Source organism: Gracilibacillus salinarum (assembly GCF_022919575.1).
In the GTDB taxonomy this organism is placed as follows: domain Bacteria; phylum Bacillota; class Bacilli; order Bacillales; family Amphibacillaceae; genus Gracilibacillus; species Gracilibacillus salinarum.
The window spans coordinates 3155292-3170562 of sequence record NZ_CP095071.1 but is presented as its reverse complement, the minus strand read 5'-3'; the positions used below and the strand labels follow the sequence as shown (position 1 = coordinate 3170562).

At 35.5% G+C, this 15271-nt stretch carries 20 protein-coding genes; all 20 read right to left on the bottom strand.

The features are described 5' to 3' along the window. Nucleotides 1-2: 2 nt before the first annotated feature. Nucleotides 3-326, bottom strand: a complete 324-nt coding sequence (locus tag MUN87_RS14850) for a DUF5592 family protein (protein ID WP_077356160.1) — start codon at nucleotides 324-326, stop codon at nucleotides 3-5. Further along, a complete protein-coding gene (locus MUN87_RS14845; RefSeq protein ID WP_244741307.1) occupies nucleotides 298-2157 on the bottom strand; it encodes a pLS20_p028 family conjugation system transmembrane protein in 1860 nt (619 codons plus the stop codon). The genes MUN87_RS14850 and MUN87_RS14845 overlap by 29 nt, the downstream gene beginning before the upstream one ends. Before the next feature lie 182 nt (nucleotides 2158-2339). Further along, nucleotides 2340-2627, bottom strand: a complete 288-nt coding sequence (locus tag MUN87_RS14840; RefSeq protein ID WP_066189388.1) for a YjcQ family protein — start codon at nucleotides 2625-2627, stop codon at nucleotides 2340-2342. A gap of 95 nt (nucleotides 2628-2722) precedes the next feature. After that, nucleotides 2723-3625 carry a DUF2268 domain-containing putative Zn-dependent protease gene (locus tag MUN87_RS14835; RefSeq protein WP_079708047.1) on the bottom strand — a complete coding sequence of 301 codons (903 nt, stop codon included), beginning with the start codon at nucleotides 3623-3625 and terminating at the stop codon, nucleotides 2723-2725. A 165-nt stretch (nucleotides 3626-3790) separates the two neighbouring features. Next, nucleotides 3791-4330: a hypothetical protein gene (locus tag MUN87_RS14830; RefSeq protein ID WP_143804720.1), complete on the bottom strand. Its 540-nt coding sequence runs from the start codon at nucleotides 4328-4330 to the stop codon at nucleotides 3791-3793. A gap of 76 nt (nucleotides 4331-4406) precedes the next feature. Next, on the bottom strand, nucleotides 4407-4643 hold the full coding sequence (locus MUN87_RS14825; protein WP_066189379.1) for a YdbC family protein: 237 nt from the start codon (nucleotides 4641-4643) through the stop codon (nucleotides 4407-4409). A 21-nt stretch (nucleotides 4644-4664) separates the two neighbouring features. Then, entirely contained in the window at nucleotides 4665-6938 is a 2274-nt protein-coding gene (locus MUN87_RS14820) for a VirD4-like conjugal transfer protein, CD1115 family (protein WP_244741305.1), read from the bottom strand. A 38-nt stretch (nucleotides 6939-6976) separates the two neighbouring features. After that, the gene (locus tag MUN87_RS14815) at nucleotides 6977-8011 is read right to left on the bottom strand and encodes a toprim domain-containing protein (RefSeq protein ID WP_244741303.1); all 1035 of its coding nucleotides are present in this window, start codon (nucleotides 8009-8011) and stop codon (nucleotides 6977-6979) included. Beyond that, nucleotides 8004-8615 (bottom strand): hypothetical protein, encoded by a 612-nt coding sequence (locus MUN87_RS14810; RefSeq protein ID WP_244741301.1) that lies wholly within the window; start codon nucleotides 8613-8615, stop codon nucleotides 8004-8006. The genes MUN87_RS14815 and MUN87_RS14810 overlap by 8 nt, the downstream gene beginning before the upstream one ends. A 9-nt stretch (nucleotides 8616-8624) precedes the next feature. Then, nucleotides 8625-9218 (bottom strand): hypothetical protein, encoded by a 594-nt coding sequence (locus MUN87_RS14805; protein ID WP_244741300.1) that lies wholly within the window; start codon nucleotides 9216-9218, stop codon nucleotides 8625-8627. 66 nt (nucleotides 9219-9284) lie between these two features. Then, nucleotides 9285-9464 carry a hypothetical protein gene (locus MUN87_RS14800; RefSeq protein ID WP_079708052.1) on the bottom strand — a complete coding sequence of 60 codons (180 nt, stop codon included), beginning with the start codon at nucleotides 9462-9464 and terminating at the stop codon, nucleotides 9285-9287. A gap of 39 nt (nucleotides 9465-9503) precedes the next feature. Continuing rightward, nucleotides 9504-9737, bottom strand: coding sequence for a pilin (locus MUN87_RS14795; RefSeq protein WP_058950435.1), 234 nt, complete (start codon nucleotides 9735-9737; stop codon nucleotides 9504-9506). Nucleotides 9738-9770: 33 nt separating this feature from the next. Continuing rightward, nucleotides 9771-10025: a hypothetical protein gene (locus MUN87_RS14790; RefSeq protein ID WP_079708053.1), complete on the bottom strand. Its 255-nt coding sequence runs from the start codon at nucleotides 10023-10025 to the stop codon at nucleotides 9771-9773. Nucleotides 10026-10256: 231 nt separating this feature from the next. Continuing rightward, nucleotides 10257-12818: an AAA family ATPase gene (locus tag MUN87_RS14785; RefSeq protein WP_244741298.1), complete on the bottom strand. Its 2562-nt coding sequence runs from the start codon at nucleotides 12816-12818 to the stop codon at nucleotides 10257-10259. A gap of 90 nt (nucleotides 12819-12908) precedes the next feature. Beyond that, on the bottom strand, nucleotides 12909-13136 hold the full coding sequence (locus MUN87_RS14780) for a hypothetical protein (RefSeq protein WP_153835216.1): 228 nt from the start codon (nucleotides 13134-13136) through the stop codon (nucleotides 12909-12911). After that, nucleotides 13136-13615 carry an ArpU family phage packaging/lysis transcriptional regulator gene (locus MUN87_RS14775; protein ID WP_244741296.1) on the bottom strand — a complete coding sequence of 160 codons (480 nt, stop codon included), beginning with the start codon at nucleotides 13613-13615 and terminating at the stop codon, nucleotides 13136-13138. Before MUN87_RS14775 ends, MUN87_RS14780 begins: the two co-directional genes overlap by 1 nt. A 57-nt stretch (nucleotides 13616-13672) precedes the next feature. Beyond that, on the bottom strand, nucleotides 13673-13927 hold the full coding sequence (locus MUN87_RS14770) for a hypothetical protein (RefSeq protein ID WP_102414338.1): 255 nt from the start codon (nucleotides 13925-13927) through the stop codon (nucleotides 13673-13675). A gap of 20 nt (nucleotides 13928-13947) precedes the next feature. Continuing rightward, on the bottom strand, nucleotides 13948-14181 hold the full coding sequence (locus MUN87_RS14765; RefSeq protein ID WP_079708059.1) for a hypothetical protein: 234 nt from the start codon (nucleotides 14179-14181) through the stop codon (nucleotides 13948-13950). Nucleotides 14182-14283: 102 nt separating this feature from the next. After that, entirely contained in the window at nucleotides 14284-14466 is a 183-nt protein-coding gene (locus MUN87_RS14760) for a hypothetical protein (protein WP_079708060.1), read from the bottom strand. After that, entirely contained in the window at nucleotides 14467-15261 is a 795-nt protein-coding gene (locus tag MUN87_RS14755; protein ID WP_244741294.1) for an ATP-binding protein, read from the bottom strand. Nucleotides 15262-15271: the final 10 nt, after the last annotated feature.

The window sequence follows — 15271 nt, the reverse complement described above, 5'->3', positions numbered from 1 at the left end:
GCTTACTCACCCTCCTTGTCTTTTAGAAACTGTTCATTTTCTACTTCATTTCTATCCATTGCATGGTACACTCCCTTTTTATGGCGAAACATTAATAGGATAGATTCATAATTTCGCTTCTCGGGATTGTTGCCACTCGGCAAAAACAAATAAATCATGCCTACAATTGCTACACCGAAATAAAAAAGAATAAATAAGCTATGCACCAATTCCCGTAAGACCGTTAATAATAAAAGAGAGCTAATCAAAATAATAACCAGCTCTCTCATTTCTAATCCTACTATTTTCGGCTTGGATTTAATCTCTTTCGGTATCTCGTATTTCATTGGATTTCAATCCCCTTTTTTCTATTTTGATTTGCTTCGCCTGTTGTACGTTTCCCTTAAATTGGCTCAATTTTTGTCCAATGTCATAACCTGTATTATGTGCTCGGGAAAGAAAATGATTTGCACGTTGTACAGTACGATTTCCGCCAAGTAACGTATGCTTTCGTTGCGGATGAATATGTCCTTGCCCACCAGCATTGACATTCGGCTTATGCTGACTAGATGAAGTTGATCCTCCACCTACATTACTTGACCCACCACTATCACTTCCTGACACATTATTTGTGTTGATTGGGATACTACTTGCCAGCGAGCCACTGCGACTAGGAACACTTGTATTTGGCTTTGTTGGAACAGTGTTTGTTTTTGATTCAACGTTTGGATTGTTTACGGCATTCGTTGAAAATTGTTGTTCATGTTGAGAAGCTTTTTGATCTGGATTGCGCGGAGGAACAGGCTTCGTATTGTTGTTTCGCATACCGGCTTTCACCCCTTTGTATGCACCAACTCCACCTGCACCAATACCTCCTGCTGTTTTGCCACCAGTCTTAACAACTTTCCCAGCACCTTTTCCAACCATAGATGCACCAGCGCCAGCCATTTTCGTACCAGCATATGCGCCCATCATCGCCTGCCATCCTGAACGAAGTCCTGCATCTATTCCCATTGTTCGCTGTACGATATCCGGAGCATCAATAAGCGCCCATGCACCAGCAATGAGCAAAATGATGACACCTACAATTCCAATCTCTTGTTCTAAATCATTCGCCCACTGTGCATAGATAATGAACAATTTCAGAAGTACAATCATCACAAAGATAACGGCAAACGTACTAACAATTTCAGTTAATACTTTCTTCAATCTTTGGCCACCTGTTATATCCGTTGATGCGGTAAACATTGCGTATATTTGATGAAAAGCTAAATCAAACATGGCACGGCCAATTTTTAATGTTGTTACTATCAAGGCAAATCCTGTCACAGCTAATATCGTAATGGCAATAGCCCAATTGACGTGATAACGATAATAACTTTGCTGCCCTAAGTTTGTCGCTGGTACCGAGTTTTCACTTAATTTTTCAATCCTTGAAGTACCGTCTCCATTTTGAACAAGTCTGTTTTTTAAAAATTCCTTTTCATCGTTCGTCAATTCTTTGACCCAGTCTTCCGTTGTCCAGCTAAACCAACCTTCATCTTCATAGATATCAAGCTTTTCAGTTACATCAATCAAATCGGGGTTCTTCAGCTTATTTGCATAATAGTAATTACTTGTTCCAATATCTTTATCTGTTCGATGGGGAGGATGTGGCAATGTATTCTCATCCCCCATTACAGTGTCTTTATTTGTCCCATCAGCATAGTTGAAATCACTATCCAGATAGTACTTTAAATCAGAAATATTCCTTTTTAACACGTTATCAGAAATCTTCCCATCTGCCTCCACCGTATCCAGCCCTTTATGCAGCAAATCCTCCATCATTCCCATTAAACTGGGAAGAATGACAATGACACTCACTGCAATTAACACATTCATAATGATTTCATTCCGTTTTTCCACTTTATTCAGCATGAACATAAAACCGAGGACTGTTACAGAAACGACAAACAGCCCGATTGCAAGGGGCTGCAAGACATCTATGAAGCCACCCATGTCTTCACTATCATATAAACCACCTAAGGTAATTACTTTCGTAGCAACGCCTTCAATCCAATCATTAATCCATACTAAAAGCTGTATAATGCCCCAACCGATATTACGGAGAAGATCATCATACAGCCAACCACTGGAGATATCGAGAATGTCCGATAAATCCTCATATAACTTTTTCATTGCCTCATCGTCCATATATTTTTTTCACCACCTTTAGGAATTAAAAAAAGAACCCATGGAAAATGGATTCTTTTTGTTGAACTAATAATTAAGAATGTAAGACTTTTGGTACCACGGTATCTCCTTGTACCATAAACGCGCAAAGATTGCAGCACAAAGAATTAACAGCTTACTATAGGTCACTATAGTTTTAACCAATCCCTTATTTCTTTTAAACCTTTATATGTCTTAGCTAATGAACTGTTTTCTTCTAAGTAACTCTCGCCATCTTCTGTTAAATAAGCTGTCCCCTCAATTAACCATGGTCTATCGTCCGCATAGAAAACTCCTCCTAAATAATTTTCTCTATTTAGAAACCTAATAGCTTCATCAAATTGATCTGCGGTAACCGCAAAATTCTCTTCAGTAAGTGCTTTATTACCGTTGTCAATTTCTTTCAATATGGCATACCTTAGTTTCTTTTTATTCATTATTTACCCTCCTTTTTTTAAACGTTGATTAATAAAATAATCCTTACATGAGATACGTGCAATATTCTTTATTAGGTTTGTACCCGTTTGTTGAACTAGGAGAATAATTCGGAGCCATTAATTATTTCATCAGTTGAGGCCAAAGTCGCTTCGTATATCGTCTTATTATTCTTCTTCATAAAGGATTGGACGGTCTTGTAGCCAACTGCATATCCAGCACAAAAGGGAAGTCCAATAGGTTGATAACCTTCTTGCGCTGCAATTTCATCACCAAACATATAGCTACTTACTTCTGCAAATCCTTTTATATCAAGGGCTTCGCCGATAACATCAATTGAATACTTCAGCTCTTCCTTATCCATGTTGGTAACCCAAGGACCTATTTGCTCCGTTCCGTATAATTCTTTTGCAAATGATTCAGCTAAACCCTCTATAACGAGATAATCTCCTACTGTTACATTCCCATGATCCCAATCAAAATAAGAAAAACGTATATTATGGTTAAATTCATGGGCTATAACTGCCGGTATTTTGGGTAAATTATAATCGTTTGGATATATATTTACAGTTATAAAGCCCGGTATTCCACCAAACCCTGTATATCCTTTCTGTAGCTTTAGTTTTTCAGGGTCTGAAATATATAATCCAAATTTGATTTCATCCGCATTTATCTTCAATCCCGCATTATTCGCTTTAGCAATGCAATTTTTAAGAGCGTTTTCGGCAACCGCATAGGAGTTATTTTCTCTTAGAATAGATAATCCTTCTCTAATATTTTCATCATCTGAAACATCAGCAAAACCAAGCATTTTTGATGCCATGATAACGTCATATCCATTTTGTTGTTTCGCTTTTATGGGAACGTTAATTAAATTCCACATTTGTTTGAATGGTTCCATCATTTCATAACGGAAATAATCTTTGCGTTTTTCTAAATCCCGAATTTCAAGCAATTCACCATACTGACTTAATGTATCCATAACTTCATAAGCATTCATCTTATCAACTCTCTTATAAATTATCGTTTGGTTATTAAGCTACAGTATTACGCAACGTTAATGTCAAATATAAATTAGTTGTTTGATAAAATAGTTCAATCGTATTAAGGAATAAAACAATTCCTTAGAGTAAATATCTGATATTAGTTTTGCATATATTAAATATCAATAACTTAATTCAATATTATTTTGCTCCGCAAAATCCAATGCACTAGCAATCCCTGCATCTATATCATCCATATATTCCATGAAGCTAGTTTCATAGCCGTCATCTCCATTTGCTGTGCCTTCAATTAATGATTGAGATAACAATGTTTCTCTTGGATTTTTCATCACAGCCCCATCTGCAATTAGAACCAATCCATCATCTTTTGGCTCCCATACATCCCCTTTATAGTCGGAAGGGGTATATTTTTCACCTAATTGATCAAGGGTGTCTTGACTTTCCCCATCGAAATTCACATAAAAAGCCGTCTGTTCATCTTTTTTCAATGACTTATCAAACGCTTCTACTAGTTCAGATTTTTCCACGTCTTCCTCACTTGCTGAGAATGTTACTAAAAGAAATGATTCATCATTATCAAGTTTTCCTTCTAAATCTTTTAAGCTAATTTGATTCATGCCAACTTCTGCTTTATTGCCACACGCACTTAAAACAAGCAGAAGTGACAATAATACCAAGCTGCTCCAGATTCTTTTTCTCATCTTCACCCATCAACTCCATTTTTGTTCATTTTTTTCAGTATAACAATAATGGTCTGCGGTAGAAAATATTTGCCTATTATATATGAAGTGCTTCTGGTAAAGTGTCATACAGTATTTTTAATTCCTCTTTGGTAAAAGTGAACCCCTTACCAACCCTTGTTTTATCAGGATTCCACCACCTCACGTCAAACTTTGGATTATCTCCATTCCAACTGATCAAATTTAGCTCTTTTGCCCAGCCTCCTTGGCTTCTATGCAATACAACAATTTCCTCAATAACTTCCCAATCCACACGATAGCTCTTTTCCTTCATCCAAAACAATCTCCTCCCTTTTTAATTTTCACTAATGGCCTTTTGTATTAACGCTTCTTCTTCATTTCCTACGTCTTCTTCCTCCTCTTGTTCACTTTCCTTTTCTTGCCTCCTTAATTCAAGTTTACTTTCCATTCTCTTATTTATTTTTTCCTGCCAGCCTGCCATAGTATCCCGAGGCAAATATTTATTTAATGGTTCTATCAATTTCAAATGCAATGCTTCAAGACTTGGATGAAAAACAAGATAACTTAAATAGTGTAAAAATGACCATTCATCGGCCGCCAGCATTTGTTGCTGCAATGTACTTCTATCTTTTTGCGACAGCCCTTCCACTTGCAATAAATTTCGTTTCAGTCTAATAAAATCGTCCGGATCCATTACATCTGCCATCCGTAAATATAAGTCACTCCTTACTTTGGCTGAATAAACCATTTCGTTTAAATTCATGTCATAATACGTATCAGAAACAATCGGTAAATAAAGAATGGACTTGCTCGTATCAAAGTCATTTGCCAGATATTCATAACGGAATTTCTGCTTTGTTTGACCTTTATTAAAAATTGGCTTTGGTTCCATCTTTTTTCGTTTCGTATCTTGTCGCTTATTTACGCGAATTACAACGGATTGTCCTTCTTGTAACCTCATCAATTCATCTGAGGTCAACAATGCCCTTTCTTTGGTTGATTCACTATGCGATTTATCGAAGGAATGCAATTCCCCACTTCGACTCACATCTGTAATCGTTCTTGTTCCCAACATGCTCGAATAATGTTCGGCAGTGCTTTTATCTTCCGTCAAAATATATATTTGATTGGAACAGTTTCCGATGATTGTGTCCGATTCTTCGCCATACATTGATTTAACCTGTGAATAAGCCTGGATAATTAAGTGATAGCGAAAACCTCGCCCAGCACCAACTGTCACCATCCCGGCCATTCCTTCGATCGTTGGCATATTTCCAAATTCGTCTAATAGGAAGTGAACATTTCGCTTCATTTTCCCGCTTTGACTTTTTGTTGCCTTTTCAGAGTTTATTCTATAAAGTTGACTAATTAAAATGCTTGCCAATACTTCATTTGACTTATCAGAATCAGGTGTTGCAATAAATAATGCTATTGGTTTATCACCAAATCCAATATCTGTTAGATCCAAACTATTATACCCAGTTACTTTCGCATTCGGTTCTAACGTAAATATCTGCAACTTATCCATGGCAACACTAAAAATACTTCCCCTTGTATTTCCTGTTGCGAAGTTCGACGTCGCATACATCATTCTTGCTGGATTATTTTCATCTCTTGCTTGAAAAAACAAATCCAAGGCATTATTTCCTTCCTCGTCATTGTCACTTCCTTTTGTTGAAAGGAAGTTTGCTACGGAATACATCGTCACCCGTTCTTCTTTTCCTTGAGTGACCATATCCTCTGTTAATGCAAGAATAATTGCCGTCACAAGTGATTTCGCACTGTTTGACCAGAAAGGATCTTTGGCGTTTGGATTATGGTATAAGCTATACGCAACACTGTTTGCATATTTCTGTGCATCACTATGAAGCCCTTTCCTCCATGAATCAATCACCAACTGTAAAGGATTGAAGCCCATACTCATATCATGCTGAATTAGATTGAACACATGGACATCATATCCCCGTTCTTTCAACGTTTCATAAGAAGCACCAGCTAGCTCACCTTTTGGATCATTGATAACCATCGAAGGTTTTTCACTCGCTCTGCTTTGCACGTCTATCATTGGCACAACAAATGTTTCACCCTTACCACTGCGAGTAATACCAATCACCATCGTATGGACTGGGGCATCATCAATTAATAATTGATAGTTATTACCTTCTTGCATCCCAGCAATAATGGTGCCGCCCTTGCCCTCGTATTCTTTCGTTTTGGATGGAATACTTACATACTGTTTTTTCATGTTCTTCACTTTTTCAAATTCGTTCGTTCCATGTTGCCCCTTATTAATAGATTGATAATTCATTTTCACATTATATAGGAGCTTCAAAACGCTAATTCCAACCAGTATATAAAATCCTACATAAAACTCAATCCATTGTTGTTGGAAAATAAAGAAGTAGTGCCAATCAACCGAGAACGTATGGAAATTCACCTCTTCAGGATTCGTTGCAAAACCTTCCACCAAATATAATACTTGCTGCAAAAAATGCAGCAGGAAATTGGCAACGAAAAAGCCTATAACGGTGACAGATGCTATAAATAAACTCATCATTTTCCAATTACTTAAGCGTTCTGTTAATGATTTTTTATCGTTGGAATACATAAACAGCTCCCTCCTATGCATGCACCAAACGGAATGCTTTATGACATTTCATGTTGCATTGGTTTTGCCCGTTGCAATTGATTGGTATCTTGTAAATATCTTTTTTCAAATTGCGTTCTGTTGCCTTGTAAAAATTCATTTGCATCTTTAAAACCGTCATTATAACGGAACAGCGAGATATTTTCGTCTAATCCTTCCGTTCTAAGCGTGGCAACCAGTTTTTGTGTTGCCTTCCAACCAGCTTTATCATCATCCATTGCCATTAGAATATGTTTATCTGTAAATGCACCTTTGTTTTTCTTGATATATGCTTGCACCTGCCGTGTTTTGGAAGCACCTGTTAATGCTACAAAGCCACAATTTGGATCTATTTCACGAAATGAAAGTGCATCCAGCAACGATTCACTAAATACAACCGTATTCGCCTTATCTGGAATCTCCATAAAAAAATCCTTCGTTTCTTTAGAAGGATTCATGATCAATTGTATTTCTTTGGGTTCCAATGTTGGATCAATACTAGACCGAAGCAATACTCGATTTAAAATATTGTTTTCATCATATAGAGGAAAAACTAAATTTCGTTCACACATCCAACTATTATTAGAGTAATCTTTCCCTAACAGGCTGCTTACTTTGTTAAAAAAATAACTTGTCACCTGTTCATTTTGTAAGTCTACAATATGTTCTCTTGCATTTTCCTTTAATAAACCACGGTAACCATTATCCAAGATTTCACTTTTTGTTCCTGTTTTTGCAAAAGAAAAAAGCCTCATTGACCAAGTTAGTGCCTCCTTTTGGTCATCTGAAAGGCTTGGAAAGGTATTTTGTATCTTTTCTCTTTCGGGATGTAGACTCTCTTTCTCATGAAATTGCAATAACATCCGTTCACCACAATGATTCTCGCGGTTGCATTGAATAAAGTTTGTATTGTTTTTGTATATGAATGCCTCGTGTGCATTGCATTCAGGACAATTACAGATATAATAACGCCCCTTATCTTCCGCATTTAACTCAGCTAGCGCATCTTCAATATTTTGATAAACCAATTTTTTGTACAAGTCTTGTTTATCCATCTTCACCACCTTCTAACAACTCCTGCATTTTCACATCATATCTTTGGACAACCGGCTCAATGACTTTCTCTTCAATTTTTTTACTTGTATCTAGTATCGTGCCTTCAAACAATAAGTCATGGTAGCCATCAAGAAATGCTTGGATTAATTGGTTATGAAGCTCGTACGCTGTTTGAAACCCATTTTCACTAACAAAAGTTTCCCCAAACAAACCATCCTCTAGTCTCTGGTATGCTTTATTGTGAACCATTACTATGCTAATCCGTTGGGCCTGTAATGATTGATAGTTCGTTACTACATGTGTAATGAACCTTTTAAAATGTTTATCATTACTCATATATGCATCTGACTTTATATTTTCACCCTTTCCATCAGTCACAGCATCAAAACTAGTTCGTATGGCAGTCATCACATGTTCCATTTCTGCATAGATGCTTGTTTCAATAACAGGCGTAAACGCATTGTAAAGAGTTTCTAACTGTTCATCATTTAGTTCTAATGGAATGTCTCTTTTCGATGAATCACACATTACTTTACGAAGCCGATTTTGAAACGCTGTAAAAGAGTTAATAGCGTTATCGGTTTTCAACGTTCCTAATGTCACTTAATCACCTCACATCTCCATCTCAATTTCTGTATCCTTTTTCTTATTTTTCCCTAGCTTGATTTTCCTTTCGTCCTCTAGATCTTGTTCTACTTCTTTCAATCTTTCTCGTTGTGAAGGCGTTAAATCCATTTCACCTATATCATCCAATACTTCCTTTTTTAATGCATACACTTTCTCATAACCATATTTGGATTCAAATGCTTCCATTTGTTGATTCCTTTTATCTTTGTTCACTTCCATTTCTTGCTTTTCATCCTGCTCCTTATCAAGAAATGCTAATACCTTATGTTTATAGGCTTTTTTGAAGTCCTGTTCTTCTTTTGAACCTTCCAGATTGTTTAGCACATTATTTTTATACGTTTCTTTAAATTGATTAGCTTCTTCTTGTTCTCTTTCGTATTGTTCATGCAAGGATTCCCCTTCTTTCTCAATTTCAGCTAACTTCTCCTTTGGCAATTTCGTTTTTAATACTGCATCCTGATAGAGCGTACTTAATTGATTATATTTCCACTCATAGCCTTTATTATCAGGGTGCATTGTTGCCTTATCTTTTGCAGCCAGTAATTCAGCATATTTGTTTGCAAGTTCTTTTGTATTCATTGCACTACCTCCAATTTAAATAAAGCAGGCTTCCCGATTATAAAGAGAAGCCATAAACTAATTTCCTTATAATGCTTGAAAATTTTGCACACAAACCGATTCATCCAACTCTTGATTTTCAGCAATCGCTTGTTCCATAGATCGTATATCATCAATATTTTGAATCGGTTCAGGTAAAGTAACATCAATGTTCCCCCATCCTTCGGAATAAACGTAACTGACAAAGTACTTATGTTCTTTCGCCATTGCTCCACCTCCCATGTAAACGATTAAAGTAAATGGTATTTAAAATCCGACGACACGACCACCAAGCCAGCTAACAAGACTTGCTGCTAAGTAAACAATACCAAAACCGATAGCAACGTTAACCATCCATCCGGTGTACATCTCTTTCTTTTGAGGGTCTTTTGCAAAAGTCCAAAGCAGACCAATAACAACTAGCACCAGTCCGGCTAGAACTGGTGCAATTGGTTTAATTCCGTCCGTGATATTTGTGATTGTTTGAATTGCATCTTGCATAGATTTTCAACCCCTTTCCTCAAGTAGCTGTTTTTAAGATTGTTTTGCTACCTCTGTAATTTGTTTTTGATTATGAACATTAAAATTCAAGATAATTTCCTGATGCTGCTTATGAAGCCATTCGTAATAAGAACCGCCATTAGCTTCAACAATTTCCATTGCCAATGCTTCAAATTCTTTAAATCCAGCTGGTTTCGCTAGTTTCTTCTTTTTTGACCTTGAAGCTTTATTTGGCACATCAGGCTTATTTTTCTTTTCTTGATTTCCCTGCTGTGTAAAATTAGACAATTCATTTCACCTCCTAAAATAGAGCAAAATAAAAACCCTTTCCTCATTAGAGAAAAGAGTTCATCATCGGAAGTCCGAAACTTCCTGATACTAATACTTTAACACCGTTATTATGAAATTTTGTTCGTTGTTCGTTCGGTAAATGTTCGCGAAAAGTTCGCTAATGGGATTTATATAACTGTCCACATACCTACTACATTCATATATCAGGGAAATCAGAACGTTCTGTACCTATCTTTTTTTAAATTCTTTTGTCCAACCCATTATCTCTTCTATATCAGTATTTAATTCTTGAGGACTAGGAACCGGTACGGGGGCTTCAATTGACTGAGAATGCTCATATCTAGAATACTTAGTCATAAATTTATCAAACATTTCACAGTCACTTTGCTCAATTTTGTATAATTTATTTATTTTCCCCATAGTTGTAATTGATCGTCTAAATCTCCTTACTATATCTGATAGTAAATAAGTTTCAATTGTATTCTCAAGGATTATTCTAAAATCACTACAAATACCTTTAGCTATTAAATCATATTCTTCCCTACCTGTTTCCTCAAGAATTTTTTTTGCTTTAGGTAACCTTTCATTATATATAACATTTAATGCACTATCTGGCTTTTTAGCGAACATAGGAGTTCCACCCAATTCACCTGATCCCCAATCTTCGTGTCTAACACCTATTATATTAGTATTTACCCCTGTAGTTTTAGCTGCATCTTCTAATAAAGATAACAAAGAGATTCTATGCGTAAATACTATTATCTGTTTAGTTAGGGATAAATTTACTAATCTAGCTACAACTGCTTCCTCGTATTCCTGATCTAGAGACGATATAGGATCATCCAATATAAGTGGGGAGTTTACTTGTTTCCCACTTATATCTGCTAAAAAGGCAGCAAAAGAAACTATTCTCTGCTCTCCTTCACTTAATATTTCGGTAGCCTTTACACTTCTTTTAGGATTAGATAATTTAATTTCATGAAGGACTTGTCCCCTATGTGTGCGTGTTTTTGCCAATTCTATATTTATATAGGATGCACCAAGCAATCCAAGTTCTTGGTCAAAGCGTCTAACATATGCTTCAGTGATTAACCTTTCTGATATATTAGATTTTTTTGTTGACAACCCTTGTGTTCTAGTTAATTTTTTCGCCTCATTTAAGCTATGTCTATTATTCAACCTATGTATTTCTTCAACTATATTGTCTTTATGTTCGTTCAACCATTTCTTTGCTTCTAAACTAATCTTTTTATTTTTTAATATACTCCTACTTTCTCCTTCGCTATCTTCTTCATATGATTGGGCTTGTTTTTCTAGTTTGGACTTTTCCGCCTTCAAATAGCTTTTAAAATCATAAACAGGTAGCTGTTTTATATTTTTGTTGTCTTTAAAGTTCTGTATATCTTCCTTTCTTACATTGATAGCGTCCATTAAAGATATTAGATTGGTTCTAACTTCTTCTTCATATATTCCAGCTGAATCAAGCATTAATTTAAACGATTCAATTTCTGGTATATCGGGTAGATTATCAATCATTATTTTTAGTTTATCTTCTGCATCTTTTGCTTCAATTTCTAAATTCCCCTGTACATAAGCTTCGAAAGATACTAATCTGCTCTTAGCATCATCGTCTAAGGGTTGCTGACAAAGAACACATAAAGATTCTTCATCTACGTTAGGATATGGTACACTTTCATAAACGTAGCTTTCTGAAAACTGTCTTGCCTGTTCCCAAAGTAACCTCCAGCTTTCATTATCGATAGTATTAATCGGTGCATTACTAAAAACTTTCTTTGCATCTTCTTCTGCTGCTTTTCTTTTAGATTCAGCTGTTTTTTTAGCAGTAAGTATCATCTCGCATTTCTCATCTGATAATTCACAAAGCATTTTATTAATTGTATCGTTAATCCTATCTATACCAACTATAGTCTTTCGTAACACTTTTGCCTTGTCCATGGGATTTTTTTCAGACATTCTTTTAACAAGCTCAATAAGTTCTTCTTCAAGCTCATTATCCCACTCACAAATCGCAGCAACTTCTTCTAAGGACACATTATGGCTGATTTTCTTATACCAATCAGCATATTCCGTTTTATCGTAATTTTTAGGTATTAAAGGCAATACTGAAACATGTCCTTCTATTTCTTGGCTTATCTTCGTACTTACTTGGTTACATAACTCAATTAAACCACTTATTAATCTCAAAACGAATGGTTCATATGTAACTTCATTTTCATCATTCACATATGTATAAGCGTCATCAGCATCATATATTTCTATATGGTTTAAATCTTCTAAGCTACCTTGATGTGGACTCCAGTTTATATCTACTTTTTCCCCATTAATATTATACTTTATATTGCAGTTTTGCTCAGTATCTTCTTTATAGACATTTCCATATAAAGATCCACTATTTTTCGATCCACAAAGATGTTTAAATAGTCGAACATAACTAGATTTACCACTTCCATTCTGACCATATATTATATTTAAATTTTCATTTAATTTTAATGGATTTCGCGGAGATAGTGCATTAATACCCTGAATATTCGATAGACCTTCAATAGTTAAAGCAATGTTCTCTTCACCACTTCTAATTTTCCCTTTTTCATACTTTAAAGTATCTACTGTTTTTTTATCAACATCTTCAATTTCTGTTTTGCAAATGCTCACAAAATCTTCTACGTCTTTTTCCTTGATATTTCCTTGTAATAGCCTATTGGTAGCATATTGAATCCATAGGGGCCTCTTGCTTAACCAGTCCTCTAAATCCTTAATAATATCCTCCATTTTTATCACCTTTCAAGTATTTTTCATAATAATAACCCTTTAGACAATTATATCCAAAGAGTTATTATGATACAATCTTATTCAGCAGGCTTAAGCAACATTTGCACAAAACGCAAAAAAGATAATAACCAACGGAACCCCTAATACCCACTTCCAAAACTCAACAGAGCCAACCACACCCAGATAAAAATCAGTCTGCATAAACCACTGGAACATAACCAAGAATACAATTCCACATAAAGTGGAGAAAGCAATAAACAGTATTAGCAAAAACATAACTAATACTGTTTTCTTCACTGCCTGCATCAAAGCAACCATTATGAACAACCTCTTTCGCTGAATAATCCATATAAATTTCTACCCAGCATTTCTAAGGCTTCTTTTTTCATCTCATAGTATCTTGTCTTTCCGATAAACAGCTGAGGATAAATAACTTCATCACAGTATCTGGATCCATCGTTACGCTTCTTCATGTACTTCAATTCTATTAATTTCTGTTCAGCTGGAGTAAGTGATTCTACTGCATAAAATAATGTGTCTAACCATTCACTTGCTTGAATGGATTTCAATGCAAATTGCTCTGTTTTACTATGATTAAGATTTGATCCACCTGGTGTATCAGATATAACGGAAGTAATGCTTGGTACATGAGTTCTTTGCGACATCGCCTTTATTTTGAAATAACGATCAAGCCAGTTTTCTTCCGCATATTCGATGTAGAATTTTTGCTCATCTTTTAAAAATGATTCAATTTCTTCTTTCGTAAAAACCCCTTCAATATCAGCAGCAAAATTCATTTATCATCATCCTTTCGTTATTATCGTAAAGATCCCACCCTATCTACTAAAATCTTTTCATAACCTTTCAAGTGAAATGGCATTCAGTAAAGCATTAATTTGTTCATATAAAGATTGAGCCGTTGAATAACATTCGTGCTGTTCAGCTGATACAATTTCATACATCCCAAATCTAGTTTTTGTTATTTGCATTTTTGTTTCAGGAATCTGGATAGACTGATTGACCTTTAATTGCGTTATATTGTTATAAAGAGGATCATTTTCTTTCCCAAGGTATTCATAAACATGCATTTGTGCATTCACATCAATCATGTTGTTCCAGCCTCCATCCTTCAAATTCCCCTTTCTAAGCTATCTCTCTCGTTCACGTGCTTTCTCTTTTTTACTGATGGATTTCGAATTGTATGCAATAGCTCACCAATGTACTTTTCTTCCTCGCTATTTACTCCATAAAGTTTTTGCATAACTAACCGATAGGATGAAAGTGCTTCACCAATAAAGTGCGCCTCTGAATAACTTACGTGTATATTAATTTCCTTTTTATTAGTGCTATTTATAGCTTGCAAAACGATACCTCCCCAAATTCTTTTAACCACATATATCGCATTTAACTATCCTTCAATGAATGCTATAATATCTATGAGTAAGTCGGGAACGTTGCAGAGATACTAGGCATATCTTTCATTGTGACGTTCCTGTTCTATTAATCTTTTTTTAGTTTCTTCTGCCGTTGGTACATATTTGTCGCTAACAGCACTTTTATGCCTGTTCCACTCCATCCATTTATGTTCTGTGTCTTCTTGACTGTCCTTAGGGTCAAATACCATTACACTTTTCATTCCTTGCCACATTTAAAATCTCTCCTTTCGTCTATAACTTTCTCCTTCAAGTCGGATTGCTTTTGCTAAATCCATCATCCGATCAATAATACGATTGCCATGATTCCCATATTTTTCAGTAAGCATTTTCTCAGAATAATTCGTAGAACAAATAACTGATTTATTGAGTCGCATATCGAATATCTTATACAACACATCAGATGCCCAACTTTCATGTCCATATTCGTTTGCTTTCACATATTCAGAGCCAATATCATCAAGTACCAACAAATCTAATTCATCTATCATTTGGAAAATCTGCATTTCGCTTATGCTAGAATCCGGACTGTATGTGTTCTTGATAAAATCGAATAAATCAGTGACCTTGATATAGAGCGTTTTATAACCTTGTTGCCGCAGCATTTTCGTGATTGCAAAAGATAAATGGCTCTTCCCCAGACCGCAATCTCCACTAAACAGAAGTGAATGAACACCATCAAAGGTTTTCACATATTTTATTGCTGCTTTTTTTGCTTCGGATTGCGACGTTTCTTTCGGTATATAAGAATCAATTGTTGCTTGCTTTAAATCATGTGTAACTCGCTCAAAAGTTGCAATAAATCGCTTTTCTTTTAGCTTTTCTCTTTCTTCCTTTGTTGGTACGTTTAGCTCTTCTAATAACTGTTGTTCCATACAATGTTTACATGCTCCAAGAACACCTTTGGGAGTTTCAAATAATTTGTATAGATTTCCGCATTGCTCACATTCCTTTTCACGACATTCTTTAAAAGGTAAAGATTGTTTAAGCAGCGTTCCTATAGTTTCCATCGATAACACC